At 47.7% G+C, this 15,825-nt stretch carries 18 protein-coding genes; all 18 read left to right on the top strand.

The annotated features are described in order from the left end of the window. The first annotated feature begins 6 nt into the window (after nucleotides 1–6). The 18 genes from yqbG (at nucleotide 7) to ACWJJ5_RS07935 (ending at nucleotide 15,821) form a co-directional block, all read left to right on the top strand. Nucleotides 7–390: a protein YqbG gene (yqbG, locus tag ACWJJ5_RS08020; RefSeq protein ID WP_070081674.1), complete on the top strand. Its 384-nt coding sequence runs from the start codon at nucleotides 7–9 to the stop codon at nucleotides 388–390. Next, nucleotides 387–743, top strand: a complete 357-nt coding sequence (locus ACWJJ5_RS08015; protein WP_007610806.1) for a DUF3599 family protein — start codon at nucleotides 387–389, stop codon at nucleotides 741–743. Before yqbG ends, ACWJJ5_RS08015 begins: the two co-directional genes overlap by 4 nt. Beyond that, nucleotides 740–1,243 carry an HK97 gp10 family phage protein gene (locus tag ACWJJ5_RS08010; RefSeq protein WP_173612675.1) on the top strand — a complete coding sequence of 168 codons (504 nt, stop codon included), beginning with the start codon at nucleotides 740–742 and terminating at the stop codon, nucleotides 1,241–1,243. Before ACWJJ5_RS08015 ends, ACWJJ5_RS08010 begins: the two co-directional genes overlap by 4 nt. After that, nucleotides 1,240–1,686, top strand: coding sequence for a phage portal protein (locus ACWJJ5_RS08005; RefSeq protein ID WP_069473357.1), 447 nt, complete (start codon nucleotides 1,240–1,242; stop codon nucleotides 1,684–1,686). The genes ACWJJ5_RS08010 and ACWJJ5_RS08005 overlap by 4 nt, the downstream gene beginning before the upstream one ends. Further along, a complete protein-coding gene (locus tag ACWJJ5_RS08000; protein WP_003154839.1) occupies nucleotides 1,683–1,892 on the top strand; it encodes a hypothetical protein in 210 nt (69 codons plus the stop codon). The genes ACWJJ5_RS08005 and ACWJJ5_RS08000 overlap by 4 nt, the downstream gene beginning before the upstream one ends. After that, nucleotides 1,892–3,289 carry a phage tail sheath family protein gene (locus ACWJJ5_RS07995; RefSeq protein ID WP_121984195.1) on the top strand — a complete coding sequence of 466 codons (1,398 nt, stop codon included), beginning with the start codon at nucleotides 1,892–1,894 and terminating at the stop codon, nucleotides 3,287–3,289. The genes ACWJJ5_RS08000 and ACWJJ5_RS07995 overlap by 1 nt, the downstream gene beginning before the upstream one ends. A gap of 1 nt (nucleotide 3,290) precedes the next feature. Next, on the top strand, nucleotides 3,291–3,734 hold the full coding sequence (locus tag ACWJJ5_RS07990) for a phage tail tube protein (RefSeq protein WP_003154837.1): 444 nt from the start codon (nucleotides 3,291–3,293) through the stop codon (nucleotides 3,732–3,734). Between the two features lie 75 nt (nucleotides 3,735–3,809). Beyond that, nucleotides 3,810–4,256, top strand: a complete 447-nt coding sequence (locus tag ACWJJ5_RS07985; RefSeq protein ID WP_003154836.1) for a phage tail assembly chaperone — start codon at nucleotides 3,810–3,812, stop codon at nucleotides 4,254–4,256. 41 nt (nucleotides 4,257–4,297) lie between these two features. Beyond that, nucleotides 4,298–4,450 carry a hypothetical protein gene (locus ACWJJ5_RS07980; protein WP_015239684.1) on the top strand — a complete coding sequence of 51 codons (153 nt, stop codon included), beginning with the start codon at nucleotides 4,298–4,300 and terminating at the stop codon, nucleotides 4,448–4,450. Continuing rightward, the gene (locus tag ACWJJ5_RS07975; RefSeq protein WP_454022328.1) at nucleotides 4,438–9,888 is read left to right on the top strand and encodes a transglycosylase SLT domain-containing protein; all 5,451 of its coding nucleotides are present in this window, start codon (nucleotides 4,438–4,440) and stop codon (nucleotides 9,886–9,888) included. Before ACWJJ5_RS07980 ends, ACWJJ5_RS07975 begins: the two co-directional genes overlap by 13 nt. Then, nucleotides 9,881–10,540 (top strand): LysM peptidoglycan-binding domain-containing protein, encoded by a 660-nt coding sequence (locus ACWJJ5_RS07970; protein ID WP_094247023.1) that lies wholly within the window; start codon nucleotides 9,881–9,883, stop codon nucleotides 10,538–10,540. The genes ACWJJ5_RS07975 and ACWJJ5_RS07970 overlap by 8 nt, the downstream gene beginning before the upstream one ends. A 13-nt stretch (nucleotides 10,541–10,553) precedes the next feature. Then, nucleotides 10,554–11,531: an XkdQ/YqbQ family protein gene (locus ACWJJ5_RS07965; protein ID WP_146276581.1), complete on the top strand. Its 978-nt coding sequence runs from the start codon at nucleotides 10,554–10,556 to the stop codon at nucleotides 11,529–11,531. Continuing rightward, nucleotides 11,531–11,797: a DUF2577 family protein gene (locus ACWJJ5_RS07960; RefSeq protein ID WP_146276583.1), complete on the top strand. Its 267-nt coding sequence runs from the start codon at nucleotides 11,531–11,533 to the stop codon at nucleotides 11,795–11,797. The genes ACWJJ5_RS07965 and ACWJJ5_RS07960 overlap by 1 nt, the downstream gene beginning before the upstream one ends. A 103-nt stretch (nucleotides 11,798–11,900) precedes the next feature. Beyond that, nucleotides 11,901–12,326 (top strand): DUF2634 domain-containing protein, encoded by a 426-nt coding sequence (locus ACWJJ5_RS07955; protein WP_020955689.1) that lies wholly within the window; start codon nucleotides 11,901–11,903, stop codon nucleotides 12,324–12,326. Beyond that, nucleotides 12,319–13,365, top strand: a complete 1,047-nt coding sequence (locus tag ACWJJ5_RS07950) for a baseplate J/gp47 family protein (protein WP_070081679.1) — start codon at nucleotides 12,319–12,321, stop codon at nucleotides 13,363–13,365. Before ACWJJ5_RS07955 ends, ACWJJ5_RS07950 begins: the two co-directional genes overlap by 8 nt. Beyond that, on the top strand, nucleotides 13,349–13,927 hold the full coding sequence (locus ACWJJ5_RS07945; protein ID WP_007407262.1) for a YmfQ family protein: 579 nt from the start codon (nucleotides 13,349–13,351) through the stop codon (nucleotides 13,925–13,927). The genes ACWJJ5_RS07950 and ACWJJ5_RS07945 overlap by 17 nt, the downstream gene beginning before the upstream one ends. Beyond that, on the top strand, nucleotides 13,924–14,196 hold the full coding sequence (locus ACWJJ5_RS07940) for a hypothetical protein (RefSeq protein ID WP_003154822.1): 273 nt from the start codon (nucleotides 13,924–13,926) through the stop codon (nucleotides 14,194–14,196). The genes ACWJJ5_RS07945 and ACWJJ5_RS07940 overlap by 4 nt, the downstream gene beginning before the upstream one ends. 2 nt (nucleotides 14,197–14,198) lie before the next feature. Further along, entirely contained in the window at nucleotides 14,199–15,821 is a 1,623-nt protein-coding gene (locus ACWJJ5_RS07935; protein WP_146276585.1) for a pyocin knob domain-containing protein, read from the top strand. Nucleotides 15,822–15,825 lie beyond the last annotated feature (4 nt).

Raw genomic sequence — 15,825 nt, 5'->3', positions numbered from 1 at the left:
GCAGTTATGTTAATTCAGCCGTCTGACGTTGTTTCATATTCAGTTTATGATCAAGTCAAAAACAGGCCGGAGGCGCTTCTTATACAGGACATTCTGGAGGCGGAGGCGGAAGCGGCCAGAATAGCGGGGCATTCGTTCACTGACCCTGTTTACTCACCGCTTCCCGAAAAGATTAAGCTTGCGTTATTAAAGCTTTCTCAATATTTTGCGCTGATCAACCAGAATGAAGCAGCCGCTTCCGCCTATCAATCTGAAAAGATAGGCGACTACTCGTATACGGTGGCAGGTGAAGGCGGAATCAGAAAACCGGCGGTGCATCATCTGCTCTGTGAATATATCGCGCCGGGTTATTCCCCGGTTTCTGCACACGCAAAGGTGAGACCTTTATGAGCTACGAACGGCTGCTCACTGACAGATGCGATATTTATCATGAGACGGTGTCAGTTCCGAAGGCCGGACGCTTCGGGATTCCCGCCGAAAAGCTCCAGCCTGTCTTTTCTTATCCGGAAGTGCCCGATGCTGAAGACGTGCCGTGTCTGTTTGTTGAAAAACAGCAGCAGCTTATTCAGCTTGAGCCTGATCATAAGGTATATCAGCGGTTTCTCGTTCATTTTCCGAAAGAGGCCGTTGTGCGTGTCAATGACAAAATCATTTGGGAAGGCCAGGCGTATATTCTGGAAATGCCGAAGAAAGCAAGACAGCACCATTGGGAGGTTATCGCTGTGAGAGATGACAGACTATGAGCATAAAAAACCTTGAACAATGGAATCGGTCGCTGCAAAAGCAATCATCCGGAGAATTTGCCCGTCAGGCAGGCGAATGGCTGGAACAGTCAGGAGAGGATTTTCTCGACTTGGTACGGGAGGAGCTTATTCATTCGGGAGGGATTGATACAGAAAGCCTGCTGTCTTCTTTCCGAAAAGGAGCGCAGAATCACGTATGGATCATTGAAAACGGGGGACTGACCCTTGAAATCGGCACCAATGCAGAGTATGCCTCATTCATAAATGACGGACATTGGACCGTCTCAGATGAAAATGTCAGATGGGTGCCCGGGTATTTTCAAGGCTCCCGGTTCATCTATGATCCGTCAGCTTCAACGGGAATGGCGCTCAAAAAACAGTGGATCAGCGGAAATGGGTTTTGGGACAAAGCCCTTCTTTTGTATGAAACACTCTTCGCCGAATCGCTGGATAAGCGTTTCAATCAGTGGCTTAACACGTTGGGGGGAGATATCGGATGAATCGCGAAACCGGTTCAATCGCCGCTTTTTTGTATCAGCAATGCGGCGTGCCCGTATATGAAAATGAACTGCCTGAACAATTTCAGGTGCCGTCACTTTACATCCCGCCCCCGTATGCTTTTGACGAGAATGACACAGTCTCCACCTTTAAGAAGACATACAGTCTGAATGTGAAGCTGTTCCATGCCGACTCGGTGCAGGCGCTCTATGCAGCCGACCGGATCGCCGATGCGGTGAGAGAATCAAGACAGCTGATTCCGCTGCTTACGGAATCAGGGGAGGATACCGGTGATTTCGTCCGCATCAGCCGTATCGAAACAAGAGTCGGAGACAAAGGCGAGGCAGTGATCACCATCCGCTGGACGAGCCGCTACTACTATCAGAAACAAACATCACCCGCACTGCGGGATGTGGACATTAACAGCGGGGTGAAAGAAAAGTGAAACAATATAAAAAGAAAAACGCCGCAACTGCGGAACGAGCGGTTCTTTATGACACGGCGGATTTAACAAAGCACGCGAAGGAGCTTTTCGGCGTAAAACCCGAGATTCTCCAGGGGGCTTTATTCGGCGTGAAGCAAAAACAAATGACAAAAGCGCAAGCCAAGTCTTACATTGAAGCATTTTTAACCAAGGAGGTCATGCAATAATGAACGGCGGAACATTTACGCAAGGAAAAGAAAAAGAACGTGCCGGGATCTATTTTAACTTTAAAACAACCGCCCAGGAGCGGGTATCGATCGGTGAACGCGGGATTGTCGCCCTTCCCGTCGCATCCGGCTGGGGGGAAGCGAAAACATTCGTTTCCATTTCAAGCGTTGAAGATTTGAATAAAAAAGTGGGGCTCAGTATTGAAGATCCGTCACTGATTCTGCTTCGTGAGGCGAAAAAGAAAGCAAAAACCGTTTTGATGTACCGTCTGACAGAGGGAATCAGAGCGAGCGCAGATCTTTCGCAAGGTGTTAAAGCAACCGCTTTGTACGGGGGTTCAAAAGGAAATGACATCATCATCCGCATCAGTGAAAATGTCCTTGATCAGACCGCTTTCGATGTGACCACTTACATGGATGAAGCGGAAGTTGACAAACAAACGGTGAAAAAAGCCGAAGAATTAAAAGCAAACGGCTATGTCACATTTACGGGAACGGGCGAACTGTCGGCTTCCATCCCGCTGACAGGCACTGAGGAAGAATCCGGGGAAACGTTAAACCCGCAGGCAGGCATCCGTCTCGCGGGAGGAACTGATAAAGCACCGGTCAACTCAGACTATACGGATTTTTTAGTTGCGGCTGAAACGGAGAATTTCGATGTCATCGCTCTTCCTGTCGCGGAAAACGATCAGCTGAAAGCGACATTTGCCGCATTCATTAAACGCCTTCGCGATGCGCAGGGACAGAAAGTGCAAGGGGTGACTGCCCATTACAGCGGAGATTATGAAGGCATTATCAATGTGACTGAAGGTGTGCTGCTGGAAGACGGAACTGAGATTAAAGCTGAAGATGCGACCGCCTGGGTGGCAGGCGCAAGTGCCAGCGCCGCATTTAATCAATCCTTAACATTCGTTGAATACGAAGGCGCCGTCGATGTGCTGCACCGCCTGACTCATGATGAAGTGATCGAACGTCTTTCCAAAGGTGAATTCCTTTTCTCTTATGATGCCCGTGATAAGTCAGTCAGCGTTGAAAAAGATATCAACTCATTGGTGACATTTACGGCAGAGAAAAACAAAAAGTTCGCGAAAAACAAAATCGTCCGTGTGCTTGATGCGGTGAATAACGATTTGACACGTGAACTGAAAGCCTTAATCAAATCGAAAAAAGGCACCGGAAGCGATCTTCCAGCGACAAATGACGGCCTTCAATTCGTCAAAACGATGATTATTCAATATTTGACAACGCTTCAGGATGCGGGCGGCATCGCTAACTTTGATTCAGACAAAGACATTACAATCGGCCTTAATGAAGACCGCGACGGCTTTTTAATCGATCTCGCCGTGCAGCCTGTAGATGCGGCAGAAAAATTCTACTTTAATGTGGAGGTAAACTAAGATGGCATTAAAAGCGCAAAACACAATTTCAGGAAAAGAAGGCCGTTTATTTCTCGACGGAGAAGAGATGGCGCATATTAAAACGTTTGAAGCAAACGTGGAAAAAAACAAATCAGAAGTAAACATCATGGGCCGCCGCATGACGGGACATAAAACAACAGGCGCCAACGGAACGGGCACGGCAACATTCTATAAGGTCACATCCAAATTCGCTGTGCTTATGATGGATTACGTGAAAAAAGGCAGCGACCCGTATTTTACGCTGCAAGCCGTTCTTGACGACAAATCATCAGGCCGCGGAACAGAACGCGTCACCCTGTATGACGTCAACTTTGATTCTGCAAAAATCGCTGGACTGGACGTAGACTCAGAAGCGCTCGAAGAAGAAGTGCCGTTTACCTTTGAAGATTTCGATGTGCCGGAAAAGCTTTCTGAAACGTTTTAATCAGAATCATTATGAGTGAAACAGGTCTTTAACAGGCCTGTTTTTTATAAAAAAAAGAGTAAGGGAGTTTTCATCATGAGCGAAAAAAACGAACAAGTATATGATCTGTCATTCTTTATGCCGGGTAAAACAGTCGAGGCTGAGGAGATCCGGGTTCCGCTTTCAAAGCGTTTTGTCGATAAAAAAGGAAACATCGTGCCTTTTATTTTTAAAGCCATTACGACTGAGCGCATTGACGAACTGGAGAAGGAAAGCACGACATATAAAAATGTGAAGGGCAGAGGCCGCGTAAAAGACTTAGACAGCCAGCGCTTCTATGCGCGGATCGCGGTTGAATCTACGATTTACCCTGATTTCCGGTCTAAGGAGCTCCGCGACGCTTACAAAACGGCAGATCCGGTCGAGGTGGCAAAACGCGTTCTTTCAGTCGGCGGTGAGTATGCAAATTGGCTGAATAAAGCGATTGAGATCAACGGTTTTGAAGATGAATTAGAAGATCTGGAGCAAGAAGCAAAAAACTGATAAAAGATGGGAATAAGGAAGCCGTGTATCTCTATTACGCGATGCATGAGCTTCATTATTCTCCATCAGAACTGAAAGAGTTATATGAAGCACCGAGACATTTTAAGGCGCTGTTGTACGGTTTAATCGGTTACAAGCTGGACATTCTTGAAAAACAAGCGAAGAAAGGGGGAGCGACATCATGGCAAAGCTGACCGCCCGTTTTGAATTGGAAGATCGGGTTTCAAAGAAAATAAGGAAAATCCAAAATGGCTTCAGAGCGCTTGAGAAATACAGGAAAATGACAAAACGCCAAAGTGAAATTGATATACGCAAAGAGAGTAAATCTGTTTTAAGAACAATTGACCGCATCCAGCGCTCTATGAAAAGAAAGCTGGGCGCACAAATGATCTCTATTTCAGCTGAAGACGGAGCCAGTGCCGTCATTCAAAAGGTGCAAGCCCAATTAGCGGGTCTGCCTGCGTCTTTAACCGTTAAAATAGGAGCAAAAGACAGCGCGACAGCGGCATTTGAGAGATTGCGGGATCTGGCTGCCGGTTTTAAAGGATTTACCGTTTCACTGTATGCGTCAGACGAAGTGACTCCTGCCATGGAACGTATCAAACGCTACATGCAATCTGCGTTAAAGAACGGGTACTCTGTCACTATACGCGTCATAGATCACGTCATGAAAACAGTCGGCCGAATTTCAGCGGGGATGGATTCGCTGACGGGGAAAAACAATGTCATTCAATTATCGTTAAACGAAACGGTGACAGCACAGCTGTCTGCAATGCAAAAGAATATGCCGGACGTCGGAAAAGCTTCTGCATCTGCTGCTCCTGCTTCGCCGAAAAATGATTTTTCAATGCTTGACTCCATTGCAGACACCTTCATGAAAAAAGTCAATGACATCGCATCCAAATTTTATCCGGAAACAATCATAGCGGAACTGGATAAATTCGCTGCAAGCTTTATGAAGAAAGCGGACGAAATCGCAAGCAAATTCAGTCCGGCAACGATATTAGCCGAACTGGACAAGTTCACGACCTCATTCATGGGAAAAGCGGACGAAATCGCAAGCAAATTCAGTCCGGCAACGATATTAGCCGAACTGGACAAGTTCACGACCTCATTCATGGGAAAAGTGGACGAAATCGCGAGCAAATTCAGCCCGGCAACGATTTTAGCTGAACTGGATAAGTTCACGACCTCATTCATGGGGAAAGTGGACGAAATCGCAAGCAAATTCAGCCCGGCAACGATATTAGCCGAACTGGACAAGTTCACGACCTCATTCATGGGGAAAGTGGACGAGATTGCAAGCAAATTCAGCCCGCAAACGATATTAGCCGAGCTGGACAAGTTCACGACCTCATTCATGGGAAAAGTAGATGAAATCGCAAGCAAATTCAGCCCGGCAACGATATTAGCCGAGCTGGACAAGTTCACGACCTCATTCATGGGGAAAGCGGACGAAATCGCAAGCAAGTTCAGCCCGGCAACGATATTAGCCGAGCTGGACAAGTTCACGACCTCATTCATGGGAAAAGCGGACGAAATTGCAAGCAAATTCAGCCCGGAGACGATATTAGCCGAGCTGGACAAGTTCACGACGTCATTCATGGGGAAAGTGGACGAGATTGCAAGCAAATTCAGCCCGGCAACGATATTAGCCGAACTGGACAAGTTCACGACCTCATTCATGGGGAAAGTTGATGAAATCGCGAGCAAATTCAGCCCGGCAACGATATTAGCCGAGCTGGACAAGTTCACAACCTCATTCATGGGAAAAGTGGACGAGATTGCAAGCAAATTCAGCCCGGCAACGATATTAGCCGAACTGGACAAGTTCACGACCTCATTCATGGGGAAAGTGGATGAAATCGCAAGCAAATTCAGCCCGGAGACGATATTAGCAGAGCTGGATAAGTTCACGACCTCATTCATGGGAAAAGTGGACGAGATTGCGAGCAAATTCAGCCCGGAGACGATATTAGCAGAGCTGGACAAATTCGCTGATTCGTTTATGAAAAAGGTAGACGGGGTCGTGAGTAAATTCAGTCCGGAAGCCATATTGAAAGAACTGGATAAATTCACTGATTCATTTATGAAAAAGGTAGACGGGGTCGTGAGTAAATTCAGTCCGGAAGCCATATTGAAAGAACTGGATAAATTCACTGATTCATTTATGAAAAAGGTTGATGACGTTGTCAGCAAATTCAGTCCGGAGACCATATTGAAAGAGCTGGATCATTTTACTGATTCGTTTATGAAGAAAGTCGACGACGTTGTCGGTAAATTCAGTCCTGATAAGCTAATCGACCGTGCTGAACAATTTGTAAATGACACGATTGACCGAATTTCTGAGAAATTCGATTTTCTCAATCCGGATAAGATTTTGGAAAAAGTGGAGCAGTTTACTTCCTCACTGTTCGGAGGCATTGATAAAAAGTTCGGCAAATTCAGTCCTGATGCGATCATCGAAAAAGCTGAGGCATTTGTTGATAAAATTGTCAGCAAGATTGCCAAGAAATTTGAGAAATTCAGCCCGGACAAAATCATCGAAAAAGCCGGGGAATTAATAGAAAAAATATTTTCAGGAATCGCTGAAAAATTAGGCAAACTCAATGTCGGCGGATTATTAGGAGGCGGCACGAAAAAAGAAAAGAGTAAGGGGAGCCTTTCTGCCGGCGGCACCAACAGCCCGAAGCGTCCTGATCTGACAAAGGGTCCGCAGCGCACGGGACCATCACCGAAATCTTCAGGAAGGTCAGCCAAAAAAACAGGCGGGGCTTTGGGGGGCGGCTGCTGCTGTACCGGAGTGACGAGGGGCAAAAGCAGTAAAGTCGAAGGGCGGAATAAATCTTCGAAAAGAGGTTCCTCCGTAAAGGAAAGCAAACAGGCATCCGTAAACACGCCGAAAACAAAAGGGGCAGGTAAAGGCATCGGCGGGCTTTTGAAAGGCTTAGGGAATTCAAAGGCGCTGAAAGGCGGTATGAAAGGGTTAAAAGGTGCCGCTAAAGGAATTCCCGGCATAGGTGAATTGTTATCACTTACTGATTTAGCCGGCATCAATAAAGATAATGCAGGAGAGAAGGTCGGCTCAGCAGGCGGCGGTCTTGCAGGAGCCGCGGCCGGAGCGGCAATCGGCAGCGTTGTTCCCGGAGTGGGCACATTAATCGGCGGCGCGGTAGGCAGCATCGCCGGCAGTCTAGGCGGTTCCAGCTTGGGAGAGGCCTTTGATTCAGGGGCTTTGAAAGACACATGGAATGATATTTCCGAAGCGGCGCAAAGTGCTTGGACAACAATACAAGATACTTGGGGAAGCGTTTCATCCTGGTTCATGGAAAATGTATGGACGCCGGTTTCATCGGCTGTCGCCGGAGTGGCGACAAGCATCTGGTCAAATATCGTGAATGCGTGGACGACGATTCAAGGGATTTTCAGCACGGTGTCATCCTGGTTCATGGAGAATGTATGGACGCCGGTTTCAACGGCTGTCGTCGGAGCGGCGACAAGCATCTGGTCAAATATCGTGAATGCATGGACGACGATTCAAGGTGTCTTCAGCACAGTATCCGTCTGGTTTATGAGCACTGTCTGGGAGCCCGTAAAATCGGCTGTCGTCGGAGTAGCGACGTCCATTTGGAGTAAAATCACAGGAGCTTGGGATAAAATTAAATCTGTTTTCAGTACGGTATCCGGCTGGTTCATGGATATTGTCTGGAACCCGGTGAAAAACATGGTGGAAAAAGTCGGAAAAGGAATATCAGACGCTTTCACGACTGCTTTAGATACGGTAAAGGATATATGGAAAGGGTTAAGCGGCTGGTTTGAGAAACATATAAAAGAACCTCTTGTAAAAGTGGGAACAGCCATATCAGATGCTTTTTCTGCAGCATTCGACTGGGTGAAAAAGATTTGGGATAAAACCGGCGGCAAATTGATTTCAGGCGTAATGGACTTTGTCACAGGAGGCGGCGGAGATAAAAAGAAAAAAACGGACAAAAACGCCACGGGCGGCTACATTACAAAGCCGACCATTTCCTGGATCGGTGAAGCCGGTAAAGAATTTGTCATCCCCGTCGACAACAATCGCGGCCGCGGGAAGATGCTGCTTTCACAAGCTGCGTCTAAGCTCGGCATGCGTGTTGTCGATGATATGGGTGCGGCTTCGGCTCAGTCTTCCGCTGTGCCGGCGGGAGCGGGCGGTGTTTCTTCTTCTGCATCTGTATCGGCCGCAGCGTCTGTAGAGGCATCCGGACTTGGCGGGACGGCTTCATCACTCGGCAAACACTTTACTGAAGGCTTTGACAGCGGAATCAGCAATAAATCGGTGGATATGGACGGCTGGAAGGAGAAAAACATCGGAACGCCGTTCAATGCCCTCATTTCGTCTTCACCCGGTTACGGAAAGCAAGTCGCTGCGGGCTATGCCAAAGGTCAGAATACATCGCCGACGGGCACCGATTCGTTTTTAAAAACAAAGGTGAAAACACCTTATCAATCGGCGGTTAATCAATCGTCATCATGGGGCGCCGCCACAGTGAAAGGTTATTCGGCCGGACAGAATGCAAAAGATACGGGAACGTCGCAATACGTAAGCACACATATCAATAAACCGTTTGTGCAATCAAGAGATTCCGCGAACGGCTGGGGATCAGGCCTGATCGGACACTTCGTATCAGGGATGAATGCGAAGGGAAGCGAAGTCAAACAGGCGGCCAAAGATTTGGCCAAAAAAGTCGAGGACGCATTCAGGGAAGAGCTTGATATTCACTCTCCTTCCCGTGTCATGATGAGTCTCGGACGCTTTGCTTCAGTCGGCGTCGTCAAAGGGCTCAGCTCAGTTGACGTGAAAAAATACGCCGAAAAACAGGCAGGCTCGCTTGCAGCGGCCTTTTCCGGCATGGGTGCAGCGGGAGGAAGCGTCAAAGAGTGGCTATTGGCCGCAATGAAAGCGACCAATACGCCGATCAGCTGGCTTCCCGGATTAATGACGATCGCACAGAATGAATCAGGAGGCAACCCTAATTCCATTAATCTATGGGACAGCAACGCCAAAGCCGGACACCCGTCACAGGGGCTTATGCAGACGATTCCGAGCACCTTTGAAGATCACAAAGCGCCGGGCATGAATGATATCAGAAATCCAATCCACAACGCCGCTGCCGCTATCGGCTATATTAAAAGCCGATACGGCTCGATCAGCAATGTCCCCGGGATTAAAAGTATGGCTCATGGCGGCCCGTACGTCGGTTATGCCAATGGGGGTCTGATTACCAAGGAGCAGATCGCCCGTGTCGGCGAAGGGAACAAACGGGAGTGGATCATCCCTGAAGAGCGGGGCATCCGCGGCCGTTATCTGCTGCAAAAAGCGGCTCAGGCGCTCGGCATGGAAGTGTCCGATCCGTCCCAGACGGAACCGGCGGCGCTTTCAGCCGGCACGGTATCCGCAGCCGTTAAAGGCGGCGGACAAACCGTTCAAAAAACGGGAACAAAAGAAATTAAAATCGAATTCAGCGGCGATCAGCATTTCCATAACGGACAGGACGCCGACAGCCTCGCCGCCAAAATCAAACAGGCGCTGATTGATGAACTGCAAAAAGACATTTATACCGGAGCAAAGGGGGCCGTTGCTTTTGACTAAATCTGTTTACGAATTTTGGCTGTCTCAGGGGAAGGACAAGCTCCGGCTTCCCGTTCTCCCTGAAGCGATTGATATCGCAAACAGCGTGCAGAATGATTCCGTGAAAGTCACCGGACTTGGAGAGGTGACGTTTATCGAAGAACCTGGAGCGAAAGAAATTTCGTTCTCTTCTTTTTTACCGAAACGGTACAGCCCGATTGCCGAATATCAAAGCATCCCTTCGCCGGAAAAAGCCATTTCAGCCATTGAAACATGGATGAAAGCGAAAAAACCCGTTCAGTTTTTGATTACAGGGACAAAAATCAATGTCACATGCAGTATTGAAAGCTTTAATTACAGCGAAGGTGACAATGAAATCGGCGACCGGAATTTTGATATCGTACTGAAAGAATATAAAACCGCTTCGCCAAGAAAAATCAAACAAAAGAAAAAAACGAAAGCGAAGCGCCCGTCCAAAGCTTCACCCAAAACATATACCGTCAAAAAAGGGGATACGCTTTGGGACATCGCCGGCAGGTTTTACGGAAAACACACAGAGTGGCGGAAAATCTGGAACGCGAATAAAACCGCCATGATTAAGCGCAGCAAACGGAATATCCGGCAGCCGGGGCATTGGATCTTCCCGGGGCAGAAGCTGAAGATACCGCAATGAAACGGGTGAAAAGATGATTGAACTATTTGTCATAAAAGAAACGGAGTGGCTTGAGCTTGTCACAGAAAGCGTAACGCTGGAAGGACACAGATATCAGGCGCCCCGCTCCATCGAAGCGACGATTGTCGTAAAGCAGGGCAGCCAGACGTATTACGGCGTATCAGAAGGGGATACGGTTTTGTTCAAATGGAACGGAAAAGAGCTGTTCCGCGGCATTGTTTTTGCAAGAACGCCCGATGAGCATACCGTCGCCTTCACCGCATACGATATGCTCCAATACCTTGTGAAAAACCAGGACGTTTACGTGTTTTCCAACAAGCGCGCCGATCAAATATTAAAAAGGATCGCCAGCGATTTTCAAATTCCCGTCACATCCATTGCCAACACAGGCCATACCATTAAATCACTCGTTTTTAAAAATGATACAAGCCTTTACGATATGATGATAAAAGCGTTAAAGCAGACAAAAAGCCAGACGGGGCGCAATTATCAGCTCTATTCAGAAAAAGGCAGGCTCGGCTTGCGTGAATGGCCGGAGCCGTCTGACATATGGGTGCTGGAAACAGGAGTTAATATTACAGGGTATCAATACAGCACCTCAATTGATGACACCGCAACCCGTGTCGTCATGCGGCTGCAAAAAGACAATAAAACGATAAAGGCTTCTGCCTCAGACAGCGCCGGCATGAAAACATTCGGCGTTTTGCAGTATACCGAAACAGTTTCTGACGACATTAACGAAGCCCAGCTGAAACAGCGCGCAAAAGTGAAGCAGGCTGAGAAAAAAGGCATTAAGAAAGAGCTGAAAAATATACAGGCGATCGGTATTCCTGGGTTGGAAAGCGGATTGCCCGTCTATATTTCAATTCCGGAAATCGGGCTGAAGAAAACCTATTATGTAGATACGGACCGCCATGAATTCCAAGGAACAAAACATACCATGACGATTGACGTCACGGAGAAAAATTCACTTCCGGAGGGGACAGCCTGATGAGATTAAGTGATGCCATTAAACATTTAGCCGTCGGAGCGGTTGACGCTGAAGCGCCGGTGGAGCTGATGCCGGCCGAAGTGACCTCCGTTTCGCCGCTCGAGCTGAAACTGAAAGATCACGACAAACTTTTGATTCCGTCTGATGCACTCATTGTGCCGAAGCGGCTGAGAGCCGGGGGAGAGGATCAGCTCCAGGCGGGTGATCGGGTGATGACCGCCGCTTTAACAGGAGGACAGTCTTTCTTTGTACTGGACAAAATTTAACCGTCATCCGGACGGAGATATACGAGAATATCAGCCTATTAAAGCCGCTTCATCTGCCGAAGAGGGCTTTTTTACATGAACAAATCTAAAAGGAGCGGGTGCAATGGCCCTGACACCGGAAATCGAATTTGAAGATTTGGAGGATGCGAGTGAGGCCGTTGAGACTTCACAAACCTACCGAATTGATTTTGAAAACAACCGGATTACCAATGAACTGATTAACGGACTGGACGCAATCAGACAATTCGTCTATATCGCTCTTCACACAGAACGGTATTCATATTCGGTTTTCAGCCATGATATCGGAAACGAACTTCAGGAAGTGCTTTCAGATCAGAACACGACGGATGCTTATAAAAAAATGGAGATTCCAAGACTGATAGAAGAAGCCTTGCTGTATGATGACCGGATTTTGGCCGTTACCAATTTTGAGATTGAGAAAAAAGATGATGCCTTCACCGTCTCTTTTACCGTTGAAACTGATGAGGGCATGCTTGAGATAGAGGAGGTGCTGGGTGAGGATGTTTGAAGCTCAGACGTTTGACGACATTATGGACAGAATGCTGGCGCGCGTTACGGCGGACATTGATACGAGAGAAGGCAGCGTCATTTACAATGCGCTCGCGCCTGCGGCCGCTGAGCTCGCAAAGTCTTATATTTGGCTGGATACCGTGCTGGAGCTCGTGTTTTCCGATACGGCTCAGGGAGAATTTCTGGACAGGCGTGCTGCTGAAGCGGGAATTGAACGAACACCTGCCACAAAAGCGGTCAGAGCCGGAGAATTCACAGCGGGCATCACCATTCCGCCAGGCTCCCGTTTCTTCGTTGATAACCTGTATTTTCAATATACGGGGGATGGAACGCTTGAATGTGAAACAGCCGGTGAAGCGGGCAATGCCGGCATTTCAGGGCAAAACCTGCTGCCGCTTGATACGATACCCGGGCTTGAGAAAGCAGTCGTGCGCGATATATTGATTCCCGGCCGTGAGGAAGAAGACGACAACAGCTTAAGGGCGCGCTATTTTACCCGTGTCCGCCGGGAAGCAGTCAGCGCAAATAAACAGCATTATAAACAATGGGCCGAAGAGGTTGACGGCGTCGGCAGGGCGAAAATCTTCCCGCTTTGGAACGGAGACGGAACGGTGAAAGTTGTCATCACAAATGCGAATTTGGAACCGGCATCAGATATTCTGATCAAAAAAGTAAAGGATTATATTGATCCGGACGAAGGGCAGGGAGAAGGACAGGCGCCGATCGGAGCGGCAGTAACGGTGGAAAGCGCCGTATGGAAAGAAATCGAAATCTCCGCTTCCGTGCTGCCTGAGCTGAACAGCTCGATCGATGACGTAAAAGCGGAGATTGAAAAAGGCGTCCTGAATTTATTTAAGAAAATGGCCTTCGAAGAAAACACCGTCCGTTTATCACAAATTAACAACATCGTTTATAACTCGGCATCCGTCAGTGACTACGCCGATATCAAAATGAACGGTGCGGCGGAAAACCTCGTGCTCAGTGACGTGGAAATTCCTAAACTCAAAGAGGTGAGAATCCTTGAGCAGACTCGATGAGATGACGGCGTACCTCCCGCCGTTTTTAACCCGATTAAAAGAGATGGCACAACTGCTTGAGGCGGAAGCTCCTGAGTTTGAGCGGCAGAATAACGATATTTTCGATTTGACCGATCAGCTCTTTATCACGACGGCGACATGGGGGCTTGACCGCTGGGAAAAAATATTAAAAATACCGCGGGAATCAGGTGACACGGAGGATATGAGACGGCTCAGGCTGATTTCGAAGATGTCGAATATTCCGCCCATCACCCATCAAGCGATCGAGCAGGCGCTAAACCGTTTTTTAAAACATCCGTCAGCTTATGTTCGGATGTTCCCGGGGCAGTATCGTTTTTATGCCGATATCGGGCTTGATGACCTGCAGCACATGAACGAGCTGATTGAAACGCTTGAAAAAATCAAACCCGCTCATTTGGCGTATACACTGAGAGCCGCATTAAACGAAACACTGGAAATCAAAGACCGGGTCATTCTCAACAATCGGAGATACCGAAAAGTCAGTGAACTGAAGGTCGGTTATTCCGTCACACTCAACAATAACGAGGTGGTCTTACCATGATATCAGCCGCTTACAGACAGCGTGCCGCAGCCGATCTGAAAAACAGGATCACAAAAGTGCTGTTAAACGGCAAAGAAACTCCGATTGCGGACATTTCCGTAAAAGATGCCGCAGTCACCGTTCTCACACGCAGGGAAGAAGACGTCAAACACATTGAAACCGTGCAGATGCTTGACGAAACAGGAAGCGTCATTACAGAACGAAAAACAAATTTAGATCTCAGCAATAACAGAACGCTTGATTTAAGATTTACCTTTGAGGTGGTGTAACGATGGCTTACGAAGAAAAAACAGACTGGCTTCCGGACGATCCGATTAATGAAGATGATGTCAACCGCTGGGAAAAAGGCATAAAAGACGCCCACACGGATCTGGCGGCCCATAAAAACGACATGAACAACCCGCACAAAACGACAAAGGCGCAAATCGGCCTCGGAAACGTGGACAACGTCCAGCAGGCAGCAAAAAAAGATTTCGACCAGCACAATCAAGATCTGGACCGGCATGTGACGAAAGAAGAGCGGGCTGTTTGGAACGGTGCTCAGCTTTCTAAAATCACAAAAGATAATGGCTCCGCTTTTATTAATATCTCTGACGGACAGGATTTTCATCAGACCGCTGCCAGCCAGAATAAGACCTTTACTTTCTCGGCAGCTGCAACTGGAATAAATACCCCGCCTAAACCGTCAGAGGGTATATACCTTTATTCTTCAAAGAATAACGGAGAGGCGGTCGCTTTCTCAGATGACGGGGGATTTTGGAGAAAAACGCTGAAAAACGGCATCTGGACGGAATGGATGCCATTTGAAACAGCTGCCGGAGCACAAGCAAAAGTAAATGAGCATGCCGACAAAACAGATCTTCATGTAACCAAATCTGACAAAGACAAATGGAATGCAGGGCAGTTATTCAATCTGACTGACAATGACGGGAATGCTAAAACGGTAACGGAAACAAACTTAGACAATATAAAAACGTCCGGCATCTACTATATATCAGTTCAGCATACGGAAAATAAGCCTGCGGAATACGGACAATTAATTGTCATGCAAAGAACCCGCGGAGCATCACCGACTTTTGTCCAAATGTTTATAGACACAGTGGCCGCCGGAAATCCCATATACGTCCGAAGTTTCAGCACTAAAGGCGTATGGTCGGAATGGAGCCAACAAGAAACAGATTCAGGCTCTCAAGCAAAAGTAGACGCTCACGCCAATAAAAAAGATATTCATGTCACACAGGCGGATAAAGATATGTGGAACGGCGCACAGCTTTCGAAAATAACAAACGATAACGGCGGCTATCTTCTGACAATTGGTGATGATGATAACTTTCTTGAAAAAATCGTTAAAAACGGCAGGGCGTTCGGCACCTTTTATTCAACCGGCAAAGCGGCAAACAGTCCGAGCAACGCTTCAACCCGCGGCATGTTTCATTTTACCTCTCTTGACAGTGAGGGGAAAGGAACGTTTGGGTATGTCCTTGCCGTCGATTATAAAAATAATATGTTCACGAACTATTTGGATTTGAACTTGGGCTGGCAGGGCTGGCGTCGCCTCGTTACCGAACTTGATACTGAGAATGTACCTTGGATAAATGTTCCTTATAAAAATGGGGCTAAATCAGGAGACAGGCCGCTTCAATACCGCAAAGTGGGAAACACCCTTCACCTGAACGGACACGTTCTTACGGACAGAGAAGTGGTGTTCGGGAGTGTGCCGTCCTCTTGTGCGCCGGCCAAAGGCGTTGTGACTATGGTTGCAGCCAGCGGCACCACCGGTTACAGCAAATTTATTATCTATTCTAATGGAGATATGAAGCTGACGGGAATTATGGCCAATATAGAAAATAACGTGAACGGCTATTATATTGACCTTGTTTTGGCACTCACGTAAAGGA

Source organism: Bacillus sp. JK74 (genome assembly GCF_053663395.1).
The sequence above is the reverse complement of the archived record's forward strand: the minus strand, read 5'-3'. Positions and strand labels throughout refer to the sequence as shown.